At 62.5% G+C, this 21,906-nt stretch carries 17 protein-coding genes; 10 read left to right on the forward strand and 7 right to left on the reverse strand.

Annotated features, from left to right (window positions below):
• Positions 1–114: 114 nt before the first annotated feature.
• The 6 genes from ACQ4W6_RS07710 to ACQ4W6_RS07735 all read right to left on the reverse strand — a co-directional run bounded on the left by ACQ4W6_RS07710 (position 115) and on the right by ACQ4W6_RS07735 (position 9,292).
• Entirely contained in the window at positions 115–246 is a 132-nt protein-coding gene (locus ACQ4W6_RS07710) for a hypothetical protein (protein ID WP_436566601.1), read from the reverse strand.
• A gap of 53 nt (positions 247–299) precedes the next feature.
• The gene (locus tag ACQ4W6_RS07715) at positions 300–1,232 is read right to left on the reverse strand and encodes an MHFG family PEP-CTERM protein (protein WP_436566602.1); all 933 of its coding nucleotides are present in this window, start codon (positions 1,230–1,232) and stop codon (positions 300–302) included.
• Positions 1,233–1,624: 392 nt separating this feature from the next.
• On the reverse strand, positions 1,625–3,484 hold the full coding sequence (gene moeA, locus ACQ4W6_RS07720) for a molybdopterin molybdotransferase MoeA (protein WP_436566603.1): 1,860 nt from the start codon (positions 3,482–3,484) through the stop codon (positions 1,625–1,627).
• 62 nt (positions 3,485–3,546) lie between these two features.
• Positions 3,547–4,668 carry a GTP 3',8-cyclase MoaA gene (gene moaA / locus ACQ4W6_RS07725; RefSeq protein WP_436566604.1) on the reverse strand — a complete coding sequence of 374 codons (1,122 nt, stop codon included), beginning with the start codon at positions 4,666–4,668 and terminating at the stop codon, positions 3,547–3,549.
• 28 nt (positions 4,669–4,696) lie between these two features.
• The gene (gene chrA, locus ACQ4W6_RS07730) at positions 4,697–6,070 is read right to left on the reverse strand and encodes a chromate efflux transporter (protein ID WP_436566605.1); all 1,374 of its coding nucleotides are present in this window, start codon (positions 6,068–6,070) and stop codon (positions 4,697–4,699) included.
• 84 nt (positions 6,071–6,154) lie between these two features.
• Positions 6,155–9,292, reverse strand: a complete 3,138-nt coding sequence (locus ACQ4W6_RS07735; protein WP_436566606.1) for an Rne/Rng family ribonuclease — start codon at positions 9,290–9,292, stop codon at positions 6,155–6,157.
• 680 nt (positions 9,293–9,972) lie between these two features.
• Between ACQ4W6_RS07735 and ACQ4W6_RS07740 the strand changes: the two genes are divergently transcribed.
• From ACQ4W6_RS07740 to ACQ4W6_RS07755, 4 genes are all read left to right on the forward strand, one after another.
• A complete protein-coding gene (locus ACQ4W6_RS07740; RefSeq protein ID WP_436566607.1) occupies positions 9,973–10,968 on the forward strand; it encodes an RluA family pseudouridine synthase in 996 nt (331 codons plus the stop codon).
• Between the two features lie 91 nt (positions 10,969–11,059).
• Entirely contained in the window at positions 11,060–11,719 is a 660-nt protein-coding gene (locus ACQ4W6_RS07745) for an HAD-IIIA family hydrolase (RefSeq protein ID WP_436566608.1), read from the forward strand.
• On the forward strand, positions 11,719–12,093 hold the full coding sequence (locus ACQ4W6_RS07750) for a Rieske (2Fe-2S) protein (protein WP_436566840.1): 375 nt from the start codon (positions 11,719–11,721) through the stop codon (positions 12,091–12,093). The genes ACQ4W6_RS07745 and ACQ4W6_RS07750 overlap by 1 nt, the downstream gene beginning before the upstream one ends.
• Positions 12,094–12,134: 41 nt before the next feature.
• Positions 12,135–13,136, forward strand: coding sequence for a S49 family peptidase (locus ACQ4W6_RS07755; RefSeq protein WP_436566609.1), 1,002 nt, complete (start codon positions 12,135–12,137; stop codon positions 13,134–13,136).
• Between the two features lie 410 nt (positions 13,137–13,546).
• Here the strand turns inward: ACQ4W6_RS07755 and ACQ4W6_RS07760 are convergent, their stop codons facing one another.
• The gene (locus ACQ4W6_RS07760) at positions 13,547–13,930 is read right to left on the reverse strand and encodes a hypothetical protein (RefSeq protein WP_436566610.1); all 384 of its coding nucleotides are present in this window, start codon (positions 13,928–13,930) and stop codon (positions 13,547–13,549) included.
• Positions 13,931–14,196: 266 nt separating this feature from the next.
• On the opposite strand from ACQ4W6_RS07760, the gene ACQ4W6_RS07765 reads away from it, so the two are divergent.
• The 6 genes from ACQ4W6_RS07765 (at position 14,197) to ACQ4W6_RS07790 (ending at position 21,866) form a co-directional block, all read left to right on the forward strand.
• Positions 14,197–14,907 carry a pseudouridine synthase gene (locus ACQ4W6_RS07765; RefSeq protein WP_436566611.1) on the forward strand — a complete coding sequence of 237 codons (711 nt, stop codon included), beginning with the start codon at positions 14,197–14,199 and terminating at the stop codon, positions 14,905–14,907.
• Between the two features lie 89 nt (positions 14,908–14,996).
• Positions 14,997–15,995 carry a fumarylacetoacetate hydrolase family protein gene (locus ACQ4W6_RS07770; RefSeq protein WP_436566612.1) on the forward strand — a complete coding sequence of 333 codons (999 nt, stop codon included), beginning with the start codon at positions 14,997–14,999 and terminating at the stop codon, positions 15,993–15,995.
• A gap of 139 nt (positions 15,996–16,134) precedes the next feature.
• Entirely contained in the window at positions 16,135–17,328 is a 1,194-nt protein-coding gene (flhB, locus tag ACQ4W6_RS07775; RefSeq protein WP_436566613.1) for a flagellar biosynthesis protein FlhB, read from the forward strand.
• Entirely contained in the window at positions 17,325–19,421 is a 2,097-nt protein-coding gene (gene flhA, locus ACQ4W6_RS07780) for a flagellar biosynthesis protein FlhA (protein WP_436566614.1), read from the forward strand. The genes flhB and flhA overlap by 4 nt, the downstream gene beginning before the upstream one ends.
• 254 nt (positions 19,422–19,675) lie before the next feature.
• A complete protein-coding gene (gene flhF, locus ACQ4W6_RS07785; protein WP_436566615.1) occupies positions 19,676–21,004 on the forward strand; it encodes a flagellar biosynthesis GTPase FlhF in 1,329 nt (442 codons plus the stop codon).
• Positions 20,997–21,866 (forward strand): MinD/ParA family ATP-binding protein, encoded by an 870-nt coding sequence (locus tag ACQ4W6_RS07790; protein ID WP_436566616.1) that lies wholly within the window; start codon positions 20,997–20,999, stop codon positions 21,864–21,866. The genes flhF and ACQ4W6_RS07790 overlap by 8 nt, the downstream gene beginning before the upstream one ends.
• Positions 21,867–21,906: the final 40 nt, after the last annotated feature.

Raw genomic sequence — 21,906 nt, forward strand, 5'->3', positions numbered from 1 at the left:
TGGTTAGCCTTCTGAATGACGAACGGCCCGATCGAAAATTCGACCGGGCCGTTAAGGCAAAACCACAGCGCTATGCTACTCGCGTTCTACGAAAACCTGCTTAAGTGAACGGCATTAGGACCGGGGCGGGGCAATTGCCTGCCGGGCTTCGGCGAACAGTTGCTGCAGAAGCAATAGCGCATCCGCATGCCGGCCTTCCTCGCGCAGCGCGATGAGGCGGGTCAGGCTGGTGTCGAGGTCGCTCATGGAAATCCTTGTCTGGAATGTTCCATGATAGCAAATCCACACCAGCCTGGCTGCTACTTTCCAAAGCGTCCTCTTCTGGCGCTATAGCCGATCAATGCCAGTCCGGCCAGTAGCATGCACCAGGTTTGCGGTTCCGGCACGGCCGGCAGGACGTTCAGGTCGGTAGGCGGCAGCGAGGGCAGGATGATGCTAGGTTGATACGGCTCGATGAAGCTGCTGCCGGTCGTGCCGGGTGGCACGCCGCCCACACCGCCCACACCGCCCACACCGCCGCCAGTAGTGTGTCCATCGCCGATGCTCGATGGCAAGGGCGGGGTGTTGCCGGCGTGTACATAATCGAATGGCAGCGAGGACAGGCTGCTCACCACGGCTGGCGGGGCCGCGCCCGTGAATGCGCCGCCGTGCGCGGTGTCGGGATAGTCGATGACGGGCACGCCAGCGTCGGCCGGCGCTGGCGCGGACGGTGCCTCGGCAGGTGCGGCGCCGCCAGCGGCCGCAGGTGGCGCGCCCGAGGTGGCCTGGGTGATGCGGCTGACATTGCGGCACACGGTGGGCACCAGGATGCATTGACCCTGCACGCAATACACGAGTCCCCGTTCCTGCATCTGCTCCGTCCAGCCCGTCCGCGTCACATTGCGGCAGACCCGTCCCGGCCCAAAATGCATGTCGCTGATGCGCGCAGCGTAATTGCCCTTGCCGCGGATGGCGTCGCGGCTGATTACCACGATCTCATCGTACTGGCGCGCGCGCATGCGCTCCTTCAATTGTTCGCGCACCTGCGGCGCGATATCCGTGTATTTGTCGACAGCGGCCACCACATCGCCCATGAAGGGGGCGACGCCGGGGCGGTTCCAGTTGCAATGTTCCAGTACTGCGGCGTGCGCGCCTACCTTCGCGTAGGCGGGCAGGGGAGTCAGGGCCAACACACTGAACAGGCAAAGCACAACCAGCATGCAGGCGCCCGCGATCCAAGGACTGTGTTTCATAGCCTGTTTCCCCACTGAAATAATATCAAAAATGAACTTATTTAAGGTTTGATGTTATCACCGAAGAAACTCAATGGCTATAAAAATAAATAAAATAATTACAATTATTGTTGTATTTATTAATATGTTCTGCAAAGAAATAATTAATATTTTTATCATTTTCAGCGTGCGCTTGCAACGCAGGCAACATGGGTTGCGGCAGGGAATGCAAACGGCCCGCGCTGGGCGGGCCGCTGTGGCAAACGAGGGAGGTACTGCCCGGAAGGGGCGGGCAGGGGCAAGGCGCTGGAAGTGGCCTGGGTAGCCACTCTTTGACGAAGGCTGCAGGTCAGCGCAGCCTGGCTGCAAGGGCGTGTTTTACTGCGCCATCAGCGCCTGGGGCAGATGCTGGCTCAGGTCAAGCCATGGAACAGCACGACATCGACCAGGTCGCCGGCCGCCACGTGGCCTTGCGCTTCGTGCAGCACGATCATGCAATTGGCTTGCGTCATCGAGCGCAGGATGCCCGAGCCTTGCGCGCCCGTCACGCGCACATGCTGGCGTCCGTCCGCACTGCGCTCGACGATGCCGCGCTGGTATTCCGTGCGCCCGCGCTTCTTGCGGATGGGCGCTTGCGCCGCCACCTGCAGCAGCGGCAGGCTGGCCGTCTCCGCGTCGGCGCCCATCAGGCGCAGCAGGGTGGGGCGGGCGAGGAAATAAAACGTCGCCATCACGGCCACCGGGTTGCCGGGCAGTCCCAGTAGCAAGGCCGCGTGGCCATTGCTGGCGATGTTGCCAAACGCCATCGGGCGGCCCGGGCGCATGTTGATTTGCCAGAAGGCCACGTCGCCCAGGCGCGCCAGGATCTCGCGCGTAAAATCGGCCGCGCCGCTGGAGGCGCCGCCCGAGGTGATGATGACGTCGGCCGAGGCGCAGGCACCGCGCAGCGCCGCTTCCAGCGCTTGCGGCTGGTCCTTGACGATGCCCATGTCGAGCACATCGCAGCCCAGGCGGCTCAGCATGCCCAGCAAGGTGTAGCGGTTGCTGTCGTAGATGCAGCCCGCGTCGAGCGGTTCGCCGATCGAGCGCAATTCGTCGCCGGTGGAAAAGAAGGCTACGCGCAGGCGCCGCCGCACGCTCACCGTGGCGATGCCCAGCGAAGCGAGCAGGCCCAGCTCGGCCGGTCCCAGGCGCTTGCCCTGCAACAGGGCTGGTTTGCCCTGCATCAAGTCTTCGCCCTTGAAGCGGCGGTTGTCGCCGGGGCCGATGCAGTCCGGCGCCAGCGTGATGCTGTGCTCGCTCGCCTGCTGCACCAGTTCTTGCGGCACCACGCTGTCGCAGCCGGCAGGCATCACGGCGCCCGTCATGATGCGCGCGCATTCGCCGCGCCGCACGGTGACCGTGCCGGGGCGTCCGGCCAGGATGGTGTCGACCACGGCCAGGGTGAGGGGAGCGCTGCCGTCCAGGCCGGCGCCGAGGTCAGCCCCATAGAGCGCATAGCCATCCATGGCCGAATTGTCGTGCGCGGGCACGCTGATCGGCGAAATGATGTCGGCCGCCAGGATGCGCTCGAGCGCTTGCGGCAGCGCCAATTGTTCGATCCCGGCGACGGGCGCGGCGGCACCGGCCAGCATGGCTTGCGCCATCGGCACGGACAGGCCCTGCGTCTGCAGGGCGGCCAGGTCGTCCGGCGTATTCACGTTGCCAAACGCGCGGCCATCGTCGAAGAGTACTTCGGCCAGCTTCAACAGGCCATGCCAGGTGCGCATGCGGCGCTCGCCGCTAGCCAGATACGCATCGAGCTGGGACAGGGCCGATGTTTTCACCAGGCAAAACACGGGATGGGGGCGGCGCACGGTGGCGCCACTTGCCGCATCGAGCTCGTCGGTCACGGCGATGGCCAGGTCGGCATTGTGCTCGATCAAGCCGGCCGCCAGGCGCGCTGCCAAGTCAGGGGGCAGCAGCGGCGAGTCGCAGGGCACGGTGAGCAGGTATGGCGTGCTCGCGTGCTGCATGCCGCTGTGCAAGCCGGCCAGCGGCCCGAGGTGGCCGGGCAGCATGTCGGGCCAGACGGGCAGGCCGAAGCGCGTGTAAGCGTCGGCGTGATCATTGACGTTGATGGCCAGCTGGCCCACTTGCGGCGCCAGGCGCTGCAGTACATGGCGCACCAAAGGCTGTCCGTGCAGGGGCAGCATGCCCTTGTCGCACTGGCCCATGCGCGTGCCGAGGCCGCCGGCCAGGATCAGGCCGGTAATGTCTTGTTGATCGATCATGTCAGGTAGGGAAGTGGGTGCATCCGCCATGGTAGCAGCGGCGGGCAGCCGTGGCGCCCGATTCAGCCGCCGATGTACGACATTTCCACTTTCTTTTTACTTCGCTCAAGTGGGCCGCCTGTCAGGTCCGTCTGGCTGGTGCGTAATTGTGAATAGCGGTCGCTGCGGCCGCGCCACAATTGCGCCACCACCGTGGAAATTTCCGCGTCGCTGTTGCCACCGCGCAGCAGGCTGCGCAAGTCGTGGCCGCTGCTGGCGAACAGGCAGGTGTACAGCTTGCCCTCGGTCGACAGGCGGGCGCGGCTGCAGTCGGTGCAGAACGCCTGGGTGACGCTGGAAATGAAGCCGATTTCGCCGCTACCGTCCGCGTAGCGCCAGCGCGCCGCTGTTTCGCCCGTGTAATTGGGATTGATGGGCAGCAAGGGCATGTGCGCGCCGATGCGCCGCACCACTTCGGCTGAAGGAATGACTTCCTGCAAGTTCCAGCCGTTCGAGGCGCCCACGTCCATGTATTCGATGAAGCGCAGGATATACGGCGTGCCCTTGAAGTGGCGCGCCATCGGTACGATTTCCTGCTCGTTCATACCGGCCTTGACGACCATGTTGATCTTGATCGGCCCCAGCCCCGCCTCGTGCGCGGCAGCTATGCCGTGCAGCACGTCGGCCACGGCGAAATCGACATCGTTCATACGCTTGAAGGTGGCGTCGTCGAGCGAATCGAGCGAGACGGTGACGCGGTTCAGGCCCGCATCCTTCAAGGCTTGCGCCTTCCTGGCCAGCAGGGAGCCATTCGTCGTCAGGGTCAGGTCCAGCGGCTGGCCCGACGGCGTGCGCAAGGCGGCCAGCATGGCGATGAGCTTTTCGATATTCTTGCGCAGCAGCGGTTCGCCCCCCGTCAGGCGGATCTTTTCCACGCCGTGTTCGACGAACAGGCGCGCGATGCGCGTGATTTCCTCGAATGACAGCAAATCCGTGTGCGGCAGGTATACATGGTTCTTGTCGAACACATCTTTCGGCATGCAATACACGCAACGGAAATTGCAGCGGTCGGTAATCGAGATGCGCAGGTCGTGCAGGGGCCGTCCCAGGCGGTCGGCGACGTTGCCGCTGGGGCTTTCCAGCCGGTCGGGTATCGCCAAGGCCCCATTGCGGGCCTCGGCGAGGTAGATAATCTTGTCAGCCATTGAATGTCATGCCATTACATAAAGTCGTTCAAGGCAGATACGATAGCACGAGGCCGAAGATGGCACAGGCTAGCAGCAATTTGATGGTTCCCATCTGAAACTTTATCAGCGCCAGTCCCGCCACTGCCGCGATGGCGATGGCCAGCCAGTCCCAGTGTGCTTGCGGTCTTTCTTGCCAGAAGACATGGTGGCCAAAGAACAGGGCCAGGCTGGCGATGACGCCCACCACGGCTGCCGAGATGGCGGTCAGGGGCGCGCTAAGGCGCAGATTGCCACGCGTGGCTTCGACCAGCGGCGCGCCAGCGAGGATGAAGATGAACGATGGCAAGAAGGTGAACCAGCTGGTGACCAGCGCGCCGGCCAGGCCTGCCAGCCACAGCTGGTCGCCGGCCACGGCTTGACTCCAGGCGCCGACGAAGCCGATGAAGGCGACGATCATGATCAAGGGCCCGGGCGTGGTTTCGCCCAGCGCCAGGCCATCCATCATTTGCGCGCTTGTTATCCAGTGGTAATGCTCGACGGCGCCCTGGTACAGATACGGCAGCACGGCATACGCGCCGCCAAACGTCAGCAGGGCCGCCTTGCTGAAAAACATGCCCATCTGCGCCAGCGGCTGCTCCTTCCCGCCCAGTAGCGCCAGGGCCAGCCAGGCAAGGAAGGCCAGCGCCACGCCCACGGCGGCCGTGCCCAGCAGGCGCGGCCAGCTGAGGCGCGCGTGGGGCGGCGTGGGCGTGTCGTCGTCGATCAGGGCAGGGCCAAAGCTGGGGGCGCCGCCGTGTGGCGTGCCACCGGCATGGAAATGGCCGGGTAACCAGTGGCCGCCGGCAAGCCCCAGCACGGCGGCGCCAAGCACGATCAGCGGAAATGGCAGCTGTAACGCGGCGATGGCGACAAATGCGGTGGCTGCGATGGCGATCAGGCTGGGGCTGCGCAGGGTGCGCCTGGCCAGCCGCCAGCCAGCCGCCAGCACGATGGCGACGACGGCCGGCTTGATGCCGTACAGGATGCCGGCGACGGCGCTCACGTGCCCGTAAGCCATGTAGAGCCAGGACAGGGTGATCAGCAGCAGCAGCGAGGGCAGCAGGAACAGCAGTCCGGCCAGGATGGCGCCGCGCGTGCGGTGCATCAGCCAGCCGATGTAGATGGCCAGCTGGGTCGCTTCCGGCCCGGGCAGCAGCATGCAGTAATTCAATGCATGCAAGAAACGCTGTTCGGAAATCCAGCGCCGCTTTTCCACCAGTTCCGTATGCATCATGGCAATTTGCCCGGCCGGACCGCCAAAGCTGACACAGCCCAACTTGAGCCAGTACCAGAAGGCGCTGCGCAGGCTGACGGGGGAAGGTGGGGTGGCAATGGCGTTCTTGTGCATGGCTGGCGTCCGGGCTGGCATCAATTTGGACATCCATCCGGATATCCATTCGGGCATAAAAAAGGGGAAGCCTGAGCTTCCCCTTTCATCATTGGCGGCTGGGTGACCCCGGCGCGCTTATGGACGCTGCGTGTTGACCTGGATCAACGGCTCATCCGATTGCGGCGGCAATGGCTTGCGTTCGCGTGGCTTGCGTGCCGGGGCGACAGCCTTGGCGGCCGCTTCCTGTGCCAGGCGCAGTTTTTCCGGATCGGTGGCAGCCAGGGTCAGGCCGGCCGAACCGAGCACCTGGTTCAAGTCCAGCGGTGCAGCTGCCGGAGCAGTGACAGGCGCTGGCGCTGGTGCTGCTTCGGCAGCCACCGGCGCCGCTTCCACCACGGCAGGTGTTGCTTCGGCTACTGGCGCTGTTGCTGGCACAGTCGCTGGTGCTGCCTCGATCACGGCGATGGCTTCGATCAGCGGTGCCGCTTCCACGACTGGGGCGGCTGCCACGACTGGCACGGCCGCGACGATGATCTCTGCAGCAGCAGGTGCAGGGGCAACTGCGGGCGCGGCTTTCTCGGCAAAGCTGTACTCGGCAGCAGGAGCAGGCTCGGCAGCGGCTGGTACAGCTTGCGCTGCAGCAACGACGGCTTCGGCTGGGGCTTCCGGCGCGATTGCTTCGGCAGTTGCTGCAACTTCGGGAGCAGGAGTAACTTCAGCGGCAGCTACCTCAGTGACAACATTGTCCACCTTGGCAATTTCCACGACCTTGGCCACTTCCACCACGTCGATGACGACGGCTGGTGCGGCATCAAAGGTAGCTTCCACTGCGGCGACGGCGACGACAGCGGCGGTGGTTGCCACGGCTTCCGGCGCAGGAGCGACCGTAAAGCTGATCACGGGTGCGTCCTGGCCTTCGTTTTCGCCATTTGCCGATTCAATCAGCTCGCCCGTTTCGCGGTCGCGGCGGTTGCGGTTGCGGCCACCACGACGGCGGCGGCGGCGCGGTTCTTCGCCGTCGACGTCGCTTTCCGACTCTTCGCCTTCAGGACCGGCATTCGCCGGTGCTTTCAGCAAGCTCGTTGGCGCGGCGTCAACGTCTGGGTCAGCCGATGGCACGACCACGTTGATGGCGCTGGCGCTAGCGCCGACCAATGCCAATTCATCAGCTTTCACTTCAGCAACAACAGCCTTGTCGGCGCGTGGTTCGCGCGCTTCGCGTGGCTGGCGTGGCGGACGTTCTGCGCGGTCCGGACGTTCCGTGCGCTCTTGCCGTTCCGCGCGCTCAGGACGCTCGCCGCGTTCGCGTGGCGCTGCTGCCGTGATGTCGCCTGGCTCGCGCGCTTCACGCGGTTCGCGTGGTGGACGCGGCGGGCGTGGCGGACGGACAGCTTTTTCCAGTGCTTCGGCTTCCTTGGCAGCATCGTCCTGGGCTGGGCGGCCCTGGCCCGGTTCGCGTTCCTTGCGGCCACGGCCACGCGGGCCACGGCTGTTGCGGTCTGCGCCGCCGGCTGGCTTCGCAGGTGCGGCAGGGGCCGGCGCTGGCGCCACCGGTGCCGGGGCGCCGGTGAAGAAGCTGATGATCTTGGCCAGGATGCCTTGTGGCGCGGCAGGTGCAGTGGCAGGGGCAGCCTTGGCTTCGACGGGCTTGCGCTCGACCAGCGGTGCCTGGTCAGGCGTGATCGACTTGACGACGGCTTCCTGGCGCGGCTTGGTTTCTTCCTTCTGGCGCTTGCTGTAAGCCATGTCGGTTTCAGCATGCTCGGCCAGGTTGTAGCTGGCCTGGCTGTCTTCCAGACGCGGATCGTCGTGCTTGATGCGTTCCAGTTTGTAGTGCGGCGTTTCCAGATGCTTGTTCGGGATCAGGATCACGGCGATGCGGTGGCGGTTTTCGATCTTCAGCACTTCGCCGCGCTTTTCGTTGAGCAAGAAGGCGCCCACGTCGACGGGCACTTGCACGTGGATGGTGGCCGAATTTTCCTTCATCGCCTCTTCCTGGATGATGCGCAGCACCTGCAGGGCGGACGATTCGGTATCGCGGATGTGGCCCGTGCCGGAGCAGCGCGGGCAGGTCACGTGCGAGCCTTCGGACAGCGAAGGGCGCAGGCGCTGGCGCGACAGTTCCATCAGGCCGAAGCGCGAAATCTTGCCCATTTGTACACGTGCACGGTCATGGTGCAGCGCATCTTTCAGGCGCTGTTCCACTTCGCGCTGATTTTTTGCCACTTCCATGTCGATGAAGTCGATGACGATCAGGCCACCCAAGTCGCGCAGACGCAGCTGGCGGGCCACTTCTTCGGCCGCTTCGCAGTTGGTGTTGAAGGCGGTCGTCTCGATGTCCGAGCCGCGCGTGGCGCGGGCCGAGTTGACGTCGACGGAAACCAGCGCTTCGGTGTGGTCGATGACAATCGCGCCGCCCGATGGCAGCGGTACGGTGCGGCTGTACGCCGTTTCGATCTGGTGTTCGATCTGGAAACGCGAGAACAGCGGCACGTCGTCGCTGTAGCGCTTGACGCGGTGCACCATGTCGGGCATCACATGGCTCATGAACTGGTGCGCCTGGTCGTAGATCTCGTCGGTGTCGATCAGGATCTCGCCGATGTCAGGCTGGAAGTAGTCGCGGATGGCGCGGATGACCAGCGACGATTCCTGGTAGATCAGAAATGCGCCATTGGCCGACTTGCCGGCGCCTTCGATGGCGCGCCACAGTTGCATCAGGTAATTCAAGTCCCACTGCAGTTCATCGACGTTGCGGCCGATGCCGGCGGTGCGGGCAATGACGGACATGCCAGCTGGCAAGTCTAGTTTATCCATGGTTTCGCGCAATTCCTGGCGCTCTTCACCTTCCACGCGGCGCGATACGCCACCGCCACGCGGGTTGTTTGGCATCAGGACCAGGTAACGGCCGGCCAGCGAAACAAACGAGGTCAGGGCTGCGCCCTTGTTGCCGCGTTCTTCCTTTTCCACTTGCACCATGATTTCCTGGCCTTCGCGCAGCGCTTCCTTGACGGAGGCATTGCGCACGTCCACGCCTTCGCGGAAATACGTACGGGCAACTTCCTTGAAAGGCAGGAAGCCGTGGCGGTCTTCGCCGTAGCTGACGAAGCACGCTTCGAGCGAAGGCTCGATGCGGGTGATCACGCCCTTGTAGATGTTCGATTTGCGCTGTTCGCGCCCGGCTGTCTCGATATCGATGTCGATCAGTTTTTGTCCGTCGACAATCGCTACGCGCAGTTCTTCTTGCTGCGTGGCATTAAACAACATGCGTTTCATTTTTATAACTCCGCGACCCGTAGGCCATCTCAAAGCCGCTCCCGGGGAAGCGGCGAAAGTACAGGGATATATGCGAGATCGGGAGTGCTGGCGGGGGGAATGCCTTAGCGTGCGGAGCAACAACGCGTACGTTGCGGCCGCAACAGGGCGCAAATGAGGTCGATCGTCATGCCGAGTGCACGGGACACCTGCAACTCATCTGTAGCAGCCCGAATATCGGGGGCAGAGAATGCAGGTGGTCAGCAAATTCAGAGCCAAATCGTAAGCCGGCTCATTACAGGGATCGCGATGGCGAGGCTTGGCCTCAGCCTATTCATCGACAACCCTCAATATTGTGGCCTCATACGGGGTTTGGCGAAAACGGCAAGCGTTATCAACTTCATCAACCCGCGAGCCCGACTCGATAAGTCGCGCTAACGGGTACTTATCCTTATAATCCAAAACACTCTCTTCAGCATCTCCACGCGTTATCCGATTACAACTACGGTGCAACCTTGATTCGCGCAGGGATGGTGCATATACATTTTTTTCCACCGAATTTGCAATTTGGCGAGGCCGGTGGAGACGCCCCTGTGTAAAATGTGCTTTTATTCTTACACTCGCAGCAGCCAGGGCCGCAGCAAAAACAATTATATATTCAAAATGAAGGACTTAGAGAGATTTCTGGGAAGACATAGTAAATGAAGAGTCAAAATGATGTTGTTCCCCCTTCAACACCCCCGGTTCAGCCGCAGGCCCAATTCGTAACGATCGCTGAAGAAGAAGCAGGCCAGCGTATCGACAATTACTTATTAAGAGTGTGCAAGGGAGTGCCTAAAAGTCACATCTACCGGATCTTGCGATCGGGAGAAGTGCGGGTTAATAAAGGCCGTATCGATCAGCTGTACCGTCTCGTCGCCGGCGACGTGGTGCGTATTCCACCCGTGCGCGTGGCCGAAAAGGCCGCCACGGGCGCGCCGGCCGCCGAATTCAAGATTATCTTTGAAGATGCGCAGCTGCTGGTCATCGACAAGCCGGCCGGCGTGGCCGTGCATGGCGGCTCGGGCGTGTCCTTCGGCGTGATCGAGCAATTGCGTGCGTCGCGCCCCGATGCCAAGTTCCTGGAACTGGTGCACCGCCTGGACCGCGACACGTCCGGGCTGTTGTTGCTGGCAAAGAAACGCACCGCGCTGACCAACCTGCACGAGCAGATGCGCGACGGCCTCACCGACAAGCGCTACCTGGTGCTGGTGGCGGGCGACTGGAAAAATGCGCGCCAGCATATCAAGTTGCCCTTGCATAAATATACGACGGCCGAAGGCGAGCGCAGGGTGGCCGTGCAGGCCGATGGGCTGGCTTCGCACACGGTGTTTTCACTGTTGCATAAATATCACAACTTCGCCTTGCTGGAAGCGGAATTGAAGACCGGACGCACGCACCAGATTCGCGTGCACCTGTCTTCGTCCGGTTTCGCCATCGCCGGCGACGATAAATATGGCGACTTTGCCCTCAACCGTGCCCTGTTGAAAGCCGACAGCACGCGCGGCGCCCTGAAACGCATGTTCCTGCACGCGCACCAGATCACGTTTACGCATCCGGAAACGGGCAAGACGATGACCTTGAATGCGCCGCTGGCTGCCGAATGCGAGCGTTTCTTGGTAAGCTTGGGCAAACCATTGGCCGTTGCCGCACGTTAAATATCCACCGCGTGCGCGCGACACTACTCATAAGGTAGTCAGTCGCCATCATTCATTCTCAAGGAGTCGGCGGCGTGTGTCGCCGGAAAGCATGGCAAGAAAGCAATTTGATCTGATCGTCTTCGATTGGGACGGCACCCTGATAGACAGTACCTCGACCATCGTCAAGTGCATCCAGGCTTCGGCCAAAGACCTGGGCTTGCCTGTTCCCACAGAGTTGCTGGCCTCGCACGTGATCGGCCTGGGCTTGCAGGAAGCCATGCAGCTGGTGATGCCCGATGTCGAGCCGAAATACCATGCACGCATGGCCGAGCGCTACCGTTATCACTATCTGTCGCGCGACCATGAGCTGACCCTGTTTCCCGGCGTGCAGGAAATGCTGCAGGAATTGTCGCGGCAAGCCTATTTCCTGGCCGTCGCCACTGGCAAGAGCCGTGTCGGCCTGAACCGCTCGCTGAATGCCGTCAAGCTGCTGTCGCTGTTCGACGCTACACGTTGCGCCGACGAAACCTTTTCCAAGCCCCATCCCGCCATGTTGCAGGAACTGACGCGCGAATTGGGGCAGGATATGCGCCGTACGGTGATGATAGGCGACACCAGCCATGATTTATTGATGGCAAGCAATGCGGGTGCTGCCGGTATTGCCGTGGAGTATGGAGCGCATCCGGTGGAGCAGTTGCAAGCTTGCAAGCCGCTCTATTCGGCCGCCACGGTGGCCGATCTGCATCAATGGCTGAGTGAGCACGCATGATGAGTGCAGTCGGGGAAGTATTGATCTGCGCCGCCGATGCCGTGGCCGAGGGGGGCAAGGGCGTGCGCTTTCCCGTCGCGGCCGGTGGCGATGTCACCACCGGCTTTGTTGTGCGCCATGGTGGCAAGCCTTACGCTTACCTGAACCGCTGCGCCCACGTGCCGATCGAACTGGACTGGGCCGAAGGCGAGTTTTTCGAATCCAGCGGCTTGTATCTGATGTGCTCGACGCATGGCGCCATCTATGTGCCCGATAGTGGTTATTGCGCCGGCGGCCCCTGCAAGGGTGGCCGCTTGCGGCCGATTCCCGTGGCCGAGCGCGATGGCCAGCTGTACTGGCAGCCCGATGATTATGTCAGGCCCGTGCCGGCCTGATCCCCGGCACGGCCTTGTTGCAATTTAAAACAAAGTGAATTATGAGCGATAACACGAATGACAAGCCAGACAGCAGCGCGCCAGCCGGTGGCAGCGGCGCCCCTGCCGGCCATTGGGAACGCGACGTGCTGGAAAAGCTGGTGTTTGCCACTTTGCAAGAACAGCGGGCGCACCGCCGCTGGAGTATCTTCTTCAAGGTTTTCAGCCTGCTGATCGTGCTGTTCGCCCTGTGGGTGTTTTATGACTACAACAGCGCCGACGACAGCGAAACCCTGGGCCGCCACACGGCCCTGATCGACATCAGCGGCGCCATCGAATCCGAAGGCAGCGGCTCGGCCGCCGTCGTCATCCCGGCGCTGGACAAGGCCTTTTCCGATAGCGGCTCGGTGGCCGTGGTGCTGCATATTAATAGTCCGGGCGGCAGTCCCGTGCAGGCAGGCATGATCGTCGACGAGATGCAGCGCCTGCGCAAGGGCTATCCGGACAAGCCTTTATATGTGGTGGTCGACGAAATGTGCGCCTCGGGCGGTTATTACATCGCCGCCGCCGCCGACCGCATCTACGTCAACAAGGCCAGCGTGGTCGGTTCCATCGGCGTGCTGATGGATGGCTTCGGCTTTACGGGCGTGATGGAAAAGGTGGGCGTCGAGCGGCGCTTGCTGACCGCAGGCGAGAACAAGGGTTTCATGGACCCGTTCAGCCCTTTGAGCGAAAAACACAAGGCGTATGCGCAAGGCATGCTCGATGAAATCCACCAGCAATTCATCGAAGTGGTGCGCGCGGGACGCGGCAAGCGCCTGAAGGAAACGCCGGATACCTTCTCCGGCCTGTACTGGACGGGGGCGAAAGCCGTCGAAATGGGCCTGGCCGATGATTTCGGCACCGTTGACAGCGTCGCGCGCGATGTCGTCAAGGCGGAAGACATTGTCGACTATACCCAGCATGAAGGCTTGCCGGAGCGGGTGCTGAAGAAATTTGGCGCGGCGATGGGCGCTGGCGCCATGAAGACGGCCGTGCAGCAGGCGCAGCCGACGTTGCGCTGAAGCCATCTCTCTTAATTTCCCGGCAAGATGATCGAGAATGATTTTCAATAAGGTGGTAATTTGCCTTGAAAACCGACCTCCTTGGGCTATAGTGAAGCGGTAGTTCTTTTCAAGGAGGGGCGATATATCAACTATGTTGTCAGTGTTAGCTTGATTGGTAAGTCTTGGAACTACTCGCCGCATCGCAGATGTGGTTTTGAGTGAATTTACATTCCTCACTAAAGTCCCGTTGGGGCTTGGGAACGGCGGCGCAATGCCGCCGTTTCCTTTTGTGCGCCGGTATCGATGGGCGTGCTATCGCCGGCCATACTGCTACGGTGACTGCGCTGGCTGCGATAGCGCTGGCGGACGAGTTGTCGGAAAAGGCCGGCATGCGAGGGCGGGGCGTGGGTGGCCGGGCGCGGGCGCCCTCAGGTGGTACAGTCGTTGCTATGCACAGGCGAGATCGGGGTGGCGGATTGCTCAGCCTGCGCCAGGACTTCCTTTGGGGTTTCCTGCTGGCCCTGTGCGGTGGCTGCGCTCGCTACCAGGTTATCGGCTTGCGCTTCCTCCTGGGCAAAGCCGCCCTGTTCCAGCCAGCACATGAAATGGCATTGCGCCTCGGCGTGCCAGCGCACTTGGCTGGCCGGGCTGGAAGCGTCATCGGCTGTGCTTTCCTCCTGCTCCAATGCAGCCAGGGGGCTGCGCCAGCGCGCCACGCCCAGTTTAACTTTATGCATCGCGCCCTGTTCGCTGGCGATACGGGTACGCATGTCGGCGATGCTGCCTTGTAAGGCAATGGTATCGTGCTTCATACAATGTCCTTGTGAGTCGTTGCTAGGTTAATATTCCTAAAGCTCGTTAGGTGGATTCCTAACGAAGTTTCAGTCTATCAATGCGATATTCCGAGCGCTTGATATATATCAAATGAATTCGCCATTTCTCGCCAAATCTCACCAAATCTCACCTTGTCCATTGCCGGCTTCCTACCTGCGTGATGTTTTCGCAGTGCCAGCACCGTAGCGCTGGCACTGCGCGCCGCCGCTTCACGCTGCCAGCTGCTTCTGGTAAAGTCACGCCCATGAGTAAATTATCCCTAGACCGCATCCTGCAATCGCAGGGTTTTGGCACCCGCAAATATTGCCGTTCCCTTATCGATGATGGCGATGTCGTCATCGATGGCGTTACCCAGACCAATTACCGTACCATCGTCGAGACCGAAGCCCTGGTGTTGCATGTCTTCGAGGAGGAGTGGGTCTACCGCGCGCACCTGTACCTGGCGCTGAACAAGCCCGCCAACTTCGAATGCTCGCGCAAACCCAGCCATCACCCTGGCGTGCTGACCCTGCTGCCGGAACAATTTACCTGGCGCGAAGTCCAGCCCGTCGGCCGGCTCGACCACGATACGACCGGTATGCTGCTGATGTCCGACGATGGCCCGTTTATCCATGCACAATCGTCGCCGAAGCGGCATGTGCCGAAGATTTACCAGGCCACCACGCAAGAGCCCGTGACCGATGATCTGGTGGCCCTGTTGCTCGCTGGCGTGCAATTGCATGACGAACCAGCCCCGCTGGCGGCACTCGTCTGCGTCAAGCGTGGCGAATTTCAGCTGGAAATCGTGCTCGAACAAGGCAAGTATCACCAGGTCAAGCGCATGCTGGCCGCCGCCGGCAACCATTGCAGCGCGCTGCACCGTTCCGCCATCGGCAGCCTGACCCTGGAGTCCTTGGGCATCGCCGAAGGCGAGTGGTGCTATCTCACTCCAGAACAACTGGCACTGCTGGCCTGAACCTCTCCCTGATCGCCAAAGCCGGGATTTCCCGGCTTTTTGGCGTCTTTAGGCTCTCTATCGCCTGCACTTGACGAAGTTTCCCGCACATGAAATTAGCTACATTGAACGATGGCACGCGCGATGGCCAGCTGGCTGTCGTCTCGCGCGACCTGAAAACGGCCCATCTGGCCGACGGCATCGCCCCGACCCTGCAAAAAGCCCTCGATGACTGGAGTTTCATCGCGCCCCAGCTGGACTTGCTGTACCAGACCATCAACAGCGGACGCGGCCATCGCGCTTTCGATTTCGATCCTGCCAACTGCATGGCGCCGCTGCCGCGCTCAAGCCTGCGCGTGGCTGGCGCATCGTATTTGCAGCAGATCGAGCGCGCCTGCAAGGCCGCCGGGGTCGAGGTGCCAGCCAATTTGCGCGAGGCGCCGCGCCTGTACCAGGGCGCCAGCGATGATTTCCTCGGTGCCCAGGATGACATGACGCTGGCGCATGAACAGTGGGGCATCGATTACGAGGCAGGCATTGCCGCCATCACGGACGATGTGGCCATGGGCGCCACGCCGGATCAGGCACACCTGAACATCAAGCTCCTGATGCTGGTCAACGACGTCACCTTGCGTAACCTGGCGCCCGACGAGCTGGCCAGCGGCTATGGCTTTCTGCAAGCCAAGCCGGCCATGGCCTGCTCTCCCGTGGCGATGACGCCCGACGAACTGGGCGACGCCTGGCGCGGCGGCAAGGTGCATTACGCCTTGCGCTGCAGCCTGAACGGCAAATTGACGGGCCAGCCCCACGCGGGTGCCGACATGGCCTTCAATTATCCGCAACTGCTGGCCCATTTGTGCCAGACGCGCAACGCGCGCGCCGGCAGCGTGGTGAGCGCGGGCGGCGTCGCCAACAAGGAAGTCAAGAAGGGGTTTTCCAGCATCGTTGAGCGGCGTAACCAGGAAATGATCGCCGATGGCGTCGCCAGCACGCCGTTTTTGCTGTTCGGCGACATCGTGCGCATCGAGATGCTGGGCGATGATGGCAAGTCGCTGTTTGGCGCGATTGAACAAACAGTGAAACAGGCAGAGGTGAGGAAGTCCCGCTAAGGTTTCCATGCAGCAAAGGAAGTACAGGGCAATTGCCCCCCTGTTCCGCCGATGGCAGCCCGGTGATTGAATCGATAATGTCCCATGCCCAGTCCGTAATGCGCCTAGTCAGGCCGCGGGACTTCACCGGAGTTGATTGATGTCGGAAGACAGCGACGCAGAAAAGACTGAAGCGGCGTCACCGAAGCGCCTCGAGCAGGCGCGTGAGGAAGGCGACGTTCCGCGATCGCGTGAAGTGGCAACGTTTACGGTGCTGATGGCGTCCGGCTGCTGCCTGTGGTTTGCCGGCGACGCTATCGTGCGCCGGCTGACGGCCGTCATGGTTTCCGGGCTGACGCTGGACCGTGAACAGATACTCAATCCCGATGTGATGCTGCAGCGCATCGGCTATGACGTGGGCTCGGTCTTGCTGACCTGCCTGCCGTATGCCCTGGCCGTCATGCTCGTCGCCCTGGCATCGCCCGTGCTGGTAGGCGGCTGGCTGTTCAGCTCGAAGGCGTTCACCCCCAATTTTGGCAAGCTCAATCCGATTCGCGGCCTGGGCAATATGATTTCGAAGAACGCGCTGGTGGAATTGCTCAAGGCCATCGCCAAGACCATGGTCGTCGGCGTGGTGGCGTGGATGGTGATGCAGCATCAAAAGGATGCCGTGCTGGGCCTGTCGGTCGAATCGCTGCGCGCGGGCTCGGCCCATTTGATCAGCCTGCTGGTCACGGCCTTCCTCTTGATCGTCGGCGCGCTGGGCCTGATCGCCGCCATCGACGGTCCCTACCAGATGTGGCACTACGCCAACAAGATGAAAATGACCTTGCAGGAAGTCAAGCAGGAGGCGAAGGAATCGGACGGCAATCCGCAGATCAAGGCGAAGATCCGCCAGATGCAGCATGAAATGTCGCGCCGGCGCATGATGGCCGACGTGCCGACGGCCGACGTGGTGGTGACCAACCCGACCCACTATGCGGTGGCGCTGAAATATGGCGAGAATTCGCGCGGCGCGCCGCAGGTGGTGGCCAAGGGCATCGACGAGGTGGCCGCGAAGATCCGCGAACTGGCTGGCGAGCACAAGGTCGCCATCCTGGAAGCGCCGGCCCTGGCGCGTGCGCTGTACAAGCACACGGAGATCGGCGACGAGATTCCCGAGGCGCTGTATGGCGCCGTGGCCGAAGTGCTGGCCTATGTCTTCCAGCTGCGCAGCTACGGCAATGGCAATGGCCAGCGCCCCGACAAGCCGAAGAAGCTGGACGTGCCGCCCGAACTCGATCCACACAATCCCGCGTCACAGACGCCACCGGCAGCAGACGCCGCAGACAAGAATAAAGGAAGTACACCATGAACGGCCTGAGAATGCCAGCCTGGCTCAGCGGAATGGGCAGCAGCGCCAGCAAGGGTATCGCCGCGCCGGTCATCATCATCATGCTGCTGGCGATGATGGTGCTGCCGCTGCCGGCCTTCATCCTCGACATCTTCTTCAGCTTCAATATTGCGCTGTCCATCATCGTGCTGCTGACGGCGCTGTACACGGTCAAGCCGCTCGACTTCATGGCCTTCCCGACAATCTTGCTGGTGTCGACCATGCTGCGTTTGTCGCTGAACGTGGCCTCTACGCGCGTGGTGCTGACGGAAGGCCATACGGGCACCGATGCGGCCGGTAAAGTGATTGAAGCGTTTGGCCACTTCTTGATTGGTGGTAACTTCACGGTCGGTATCGTCGTGTTTATCATCTTGACGATCATCAACTTCACGGTGGTGACCAAGGGTGCCGGCCGTATCGCCGAAGTGGGCGCCCGCTTCGCGCTGGACGCCATGCCCGGCAAGCAGATGGCCATCGATGCCGACTTGAACGCTGGCCTGGTTGGCGAAGACGAAGCGCGCCGCCGCCGCACGGAAGTGGCGCAGGAAGCGGAATTCTATGGCGCCATGGACGGCGCCAGCAAATACGTGCGCGGCGACGCCATCGCCGGCATCATGGTCACCATCATCAATATCGTCGGCGGCTTGCTGGTAGGCTTGCTGCAGCACGACATGGGTTTTGCCGAAGCGCTGAAGAACTACACCTTGCTGGCCATCGGTGACGGCCTGGTGGCGCAGATTCCTTCGCTGATCATTTCCACGGCGGCCGGTATCGTCGTCTCGCGCGTGGCCAGCGACCAGGACATCGGCACCCAGCTGGTGGGGCAATTGTTTGCGAAACCGCAAGTGCTGTATATCACGGCCGGTATTATCGGCGGCATGGGCATGATTCCCGGCATGCCGAACATGGTCTTCATCTTGCTGGCGTCCATGCTGGCCGGCTGTGCCTATCTGATCAGCAAGAAGCGGGCGCAGGCGCAGGAGGCGGCCGAAAAGCCAGCCGACGCGCCGCAAGCGACTGTCGCGCCCGAGCAGGAAGAAGCCAGTTGGCAAGACATCATGCCGGTCGACACCCTGGGCCTGGAAGTGGGCTACCGCTTGATCCCGCTGGTCGACAAGACGCAGGGCGGCGAATTGCTCAAGCGCATCAAAGGCATCCGCAAGAAATTCGCCCAGGAAGTGGGCTTTCTGGCGCCGCCCGTGCATATCCGCGACAACCTGGAATTGAAGCCGTCGGCCTACCGCATCACCCTGAAGGGCGTGGAAGTGGGGGTTGGCGAAGCGTTCAATGGCCAGTTCCTGGCGATCAACCCCGGCATGGCCAGCGGCCACTTGCCCGGCGTGGCCACCACCGACCCGGCGTTCGGCTTGCCGGCCACCTGGATCGAGGCGACCTTGCGCGACCAGGCGCAATCGATGGGCTACACGGTAGTTGACGCGGGCACCGTTGTGGCCACGCACTTGAACCACCTGATTACCTCGCATGCCTCCGAACTGCTGGGCCGCGCCGAAGTGCAGTCGCTACTCGACCACCTGGGCAAGGAGTCGCCGCGCCTGGTGGAAGACTTGGTGCCGAAGATGCTGTCGCTGTCGACGCTGCAAAAAGTGCTGCAGAACCTGCTGATGGAGGGCGTGCACATCCGCGACATGCGCAGCATCATCGAAACCTTGGCTGAGCATACGGTGCAGACGCAAGACGCGAACGACCTGACGGCGTTGGTGCGCGTGGCCCTGGGCCGCGCCATCGTGCAGCAACTGTTCCCCGGCGCGGCCGAGCTGTCCGTGATGACGCTCGACAGCCGCCTGGAGCGCCTGCTGATGCAAGCCATGGGCAATGGCGGCGATGGCGCAGGCATCGAGCCTGGCCTGGCCGACACCATCGCGCACCAGGCGGGGCTGGCTGCCCAGCAACAGGAAGCGCTGGGCTTGACGCCGGTGCTGCTGGTGCCGGCGCCGCTGCGGGCCCTGCTGTCGCGTTTCCTGCGCCGCGCCTTGCCGCAATTGAAAGTGCTGTCGCATGCGGAAGTGCCGGAAACCAAGACGATTCGCGTCACCAGCCTGGTGGGCGCGCAATAGTTGCCTTGATTAGCATCGGGATCTGACCCCAGCCTTTGTTTTAGGGCTAAAAACATCAATTTCCTCACGGCAAAACTGAATAACGGGTACTTTCCCGTCCTGTTCCTTCGATCGTTTCCTTAGTGCATCGCTAATAATGGAAACTGTCCGAGTGATCTGTGTCTCATGTGGAAGACAGCACTCAAGCAACAGGAGTCGATGATGGTCACACAGTTCAGCCAATACAGCGCCCAACCCGCCTCGGGAGGCCGGCCATGAATGTGAAAAAATTTACCGGTGCCTCGTCGCGCGATGCGCTGCGCAAGGTGCGCGAAGCGCTGGGCCCCGATGCCGTGATCCTGTCGAACCGCCAGGCCGATGGCGTGGTGGAAATCCTCGCGCTGGCCAATGACGATGCCGCCTCGCTGGCTTCACCGCCGGCCGCCTCCGAAATGGCGCAGCCGCGCCCGCAGTTGCAGACCCAGTTCGCCACGCCGCAGCGTCCGGCCGCCCCGGCCCAGCGCCCGGCTGCGCCCCGTCCTGCCGCGCCGCGCCAGGCAGCTGGCGAGCCAGTGGACATGGCCCGCATGCAGCAGATGATGGCCAGCGCGCTGGCGCATGTGAAGGACAACGCCGCCGCCGAGATGAGCGGCATGATGAATGAAATCCGCGCCATGCGCGGCATGATGGAAACCCAGCTGGCGGAAATCTCGTGGGGTTCGACGCAGCAGCGCGAGCCGCAAAAAACCGTGGTGCTGCGCGAAATGCTGGCCGCCGGTTTTTCGGCCAGCCTGGCACGCTACCTGATCGACAAGCTGCCGGCCGGCCTGGACGGCGCACAAAGCATGCGCTGGATCAAGACCGTCCTCAGCCGTAACCTGAATGCTGTGGCCAATGAAGACGCCATGCTGGAGCAGGGCGGCGTGTTTGCGCTGGTGGGACCTACCGGCGTGGGCAAGACCACCAGCACGGCCAAGCTGGCGGCGCGCTGCGTGATGCGCCACGGCCCGGAAAAACTGGCCCTGATCACCACCGACGCCTACCGTATCGGCGCGCACGAACAACTGCGCATCTACGGCAAGATCCTCGGCGTGATGGTGCATTCGGTGAAGGATGAAGCGGACTTGCGCATCGCCCTCAGGGAACTCAAGAACAAGCACACGGTGCTGATCGATACGGTGGGCGTGAGCCAGCGCGACCAGATGGTGACGCAGCAGGTGGCCATGCTGTCGGGCGCCGGCGCCGAGGTGAAACGCCTGCTGTGCCTGAACTCGACGGCAACGCAGGAAACCTTGAACGAAGTGGTGCGCGCCTACCAGGGCAGCGGCCTGGCCGGCTGCATCATGACCAAGCTCGATGAAGCGGCCTCGATCGGCAATGTGCTCGACGTGGTGATCCGCCAGAAGCTGAACCTGTTTTATGTGTCGAACGGCCAGCGCGTGCCGGAAGACCTGCACCTGGCCGACCGCGGCTACCTGATCGACCGCGCCTTCAAGCTCAAGCGCGATACGGCGGCGACGCAGTTTTCGGACGCCGAACTGCCGCTGCTGATGGCGCAGGCGGCTGCCCGCAACAATGAAGCGCGCGGGGTGCACCTTGGCTAATTTCGATTTCGACCAGGCCGAAGGCCTGCGCCGCATGCTGGCCGGCCCGCAGCCGCGCGTGATGACGTTCTTGTCGGCCACGCCGCAGGACGACAAGGGCGCCATGCTGGTGAACCTGGGCGCCTCGCTGGCGTATGGCGGCAATGAAGTGCTGCTGGTGGACGCCAGCGGCGGCAGCGATGGCGTGGCCTCGCGCCTGGGATTGGCGCACGGCGCCAGCCTGCTCGACGTGGCGCGCCAGCAGTGCGGCCTGAACCAGGTGATCCACCAGGTGCCGCAGGGCTTTGGCGTGGCCTACCTGGGCGTGGGCGCGCGCAACCATCTGATGGATAGCGCGGACTATGCGGGCGATGACGACACGCGCCGCCTGGGCAAGACCTTCGAGGTGATGGCGCGCCAGAGCGGCATCGTGCTGGTCGACGGCGTGGTGGCGCAGCAGGGCGACTGCTTCCCCGTACCGCTGATGGCCTCGTCCGACATCGTGGTGCAGGTGTCGACCAGCGCCACCTCGATCAAGGCGGCCTACTGCCTGGTCAAGCGCCTGAGCCAGGAATTGGGACGGCGTCCGTTTGGCATTCTTGTCACCGGCGCTTCCGAATCCGAGGCAAAAGTGGTATACGATAATATGGCGCAGGCGGCGAGCCGTTACCTGGCCGTGAAACTGACTTCGATGGGGTCGGTGCCTGCCGACGAGTATTTGCACCGCGCGGCGCGGCTGGGCCGCAGCGTGGTCGATGCCTTTCCGCTGGCGGGGGCATCGGTGGCCTTTCGCGCACTGGCCGAGCGGCTGGTGCGTTCGGCGGCGCCGGTGCTCGGTTCGACCTTGTGCCAGACGGGGAGTGCACACCATTTCAGCGCCTGAATCCATTCGTAGCACCCGATAAGCATCTACAATAATAAGC

This window comes from Janthinobacterium woesei (assembly GCF_051380875.1).
In the GTDB taxonomy this organism is placed as follows: domain Bacteria; phylum Pseudomonadota; class Gammaproteobacteria; order Burkholderiales; family Burkholderiaceae_D; genus Janthinobacterium.

Coding starts and splice junctions, on each gene's coding strand:
- ACQ4W6_RS07710 (WP_436566601.1), bottom strand. CDS start 246: ATGAGCGACCTCGACACCAGCCTGACCCGCCTCATCGCGCTGCGCGAG.
- ACQ4W6_RS07715 (WP_436566602.1), bottom strand. CDS start 1,232: ATGAAACACAGTCCTTGGATCGCGGGCGCCTGCATGCTGGTTGTGCTT.
- moeA (WP_436566603.1), bottom strand. CDS start 3,484: ATGATCGATCAACAAGACATTACCGGCCTGATCCTGGCCGGCGGCCTC.
- moaA (WP_436566604.1), bottom strand. CDS start 4,668: ATGGCTGACAAGATTATCTACCTCGCCGAGGCCCGCAATGGGGCCTTG.
- chrA (WP_436566605.1), bottom strand. CDS start 6,070: ATGTCCAAATTGATGCCAGCCCGGACGCCAGCCATGCACAAGAACGCC.
- ACQ4W6_RS07735 (WP_436566606.1), bottom strand. CDS start 9,292: ATGAAACGCATGTTGTTTAATGCCACGCAGCAAGAAGAACTGCGCGTA.
- ACQ4W6_RS07740 (WP_436566607.1), top strand. CDS start 9,973: ATGAAGAGTCAAAATGATGTTGTTCCCCCTTCAACACCCCCGGTTCAG.
- ACQ4W6_RS07745 (WP_436566608.1), top strand. CDS start 11,060: ATGGCAAGAAAGCAATTTGATCTGATCGTCTTCGATTGGGACGGCACC.
- ACQ4W6_RS07750 (WP_436566840.1), top strand. CDS start 11,719: ATGAGTGCAGTCGGGGAAGTATTGATCTGCGCCGCCGATGCCGTGGCC.
- ACQ4W6_RS07755 (WP_436566609.1), top strand. CDS start 12,135: ATGAGCGATAACACGAATGACAAGCCAGACAGCAGCGCGCCAGCCGGT.
- ACQ4W6_RS07760 (WP_436566610.1), bottom strand. CDS start 13,930: ATGAAGCACGATACCATTGCCTTACAAGGCAGCATCGCCGACATGCGT.
- ACQ4W6_RS07765 (WP_436566611.1), top strand. CDS start 14,197: ATGAGTAAATTATCCCTAGACCGCATCCTGCAATCGCAGGGTTTTGGC.
- ACQ4W6_RS07770 (WP_436566612.1), top strand. CDS start 14,997: ATGAAATTAGCTACATTGAACGATGGCACGCGCGATGGCCAGCTGGCT.
- flhB (WP_436566613.1), top strand. CDS start 16,135: ATGTCGGAAGACAGCGACGCAGAAAAGACTGAAGCGGCGTCACCGAAG.
- flhA (WP_436566614.1), top strand. CDS start 17,325: ATGAACGGCCTGAGAATGCCAGCCTGGCTCAGCGGAATGGGCAGCAGC.
- flhF (WP_436566615.1), top strand. CDS start 19,676: ATGAATGTGAAAAAATTTACCGGTGCCTCGTCGCGCGATGCGCTGCGC.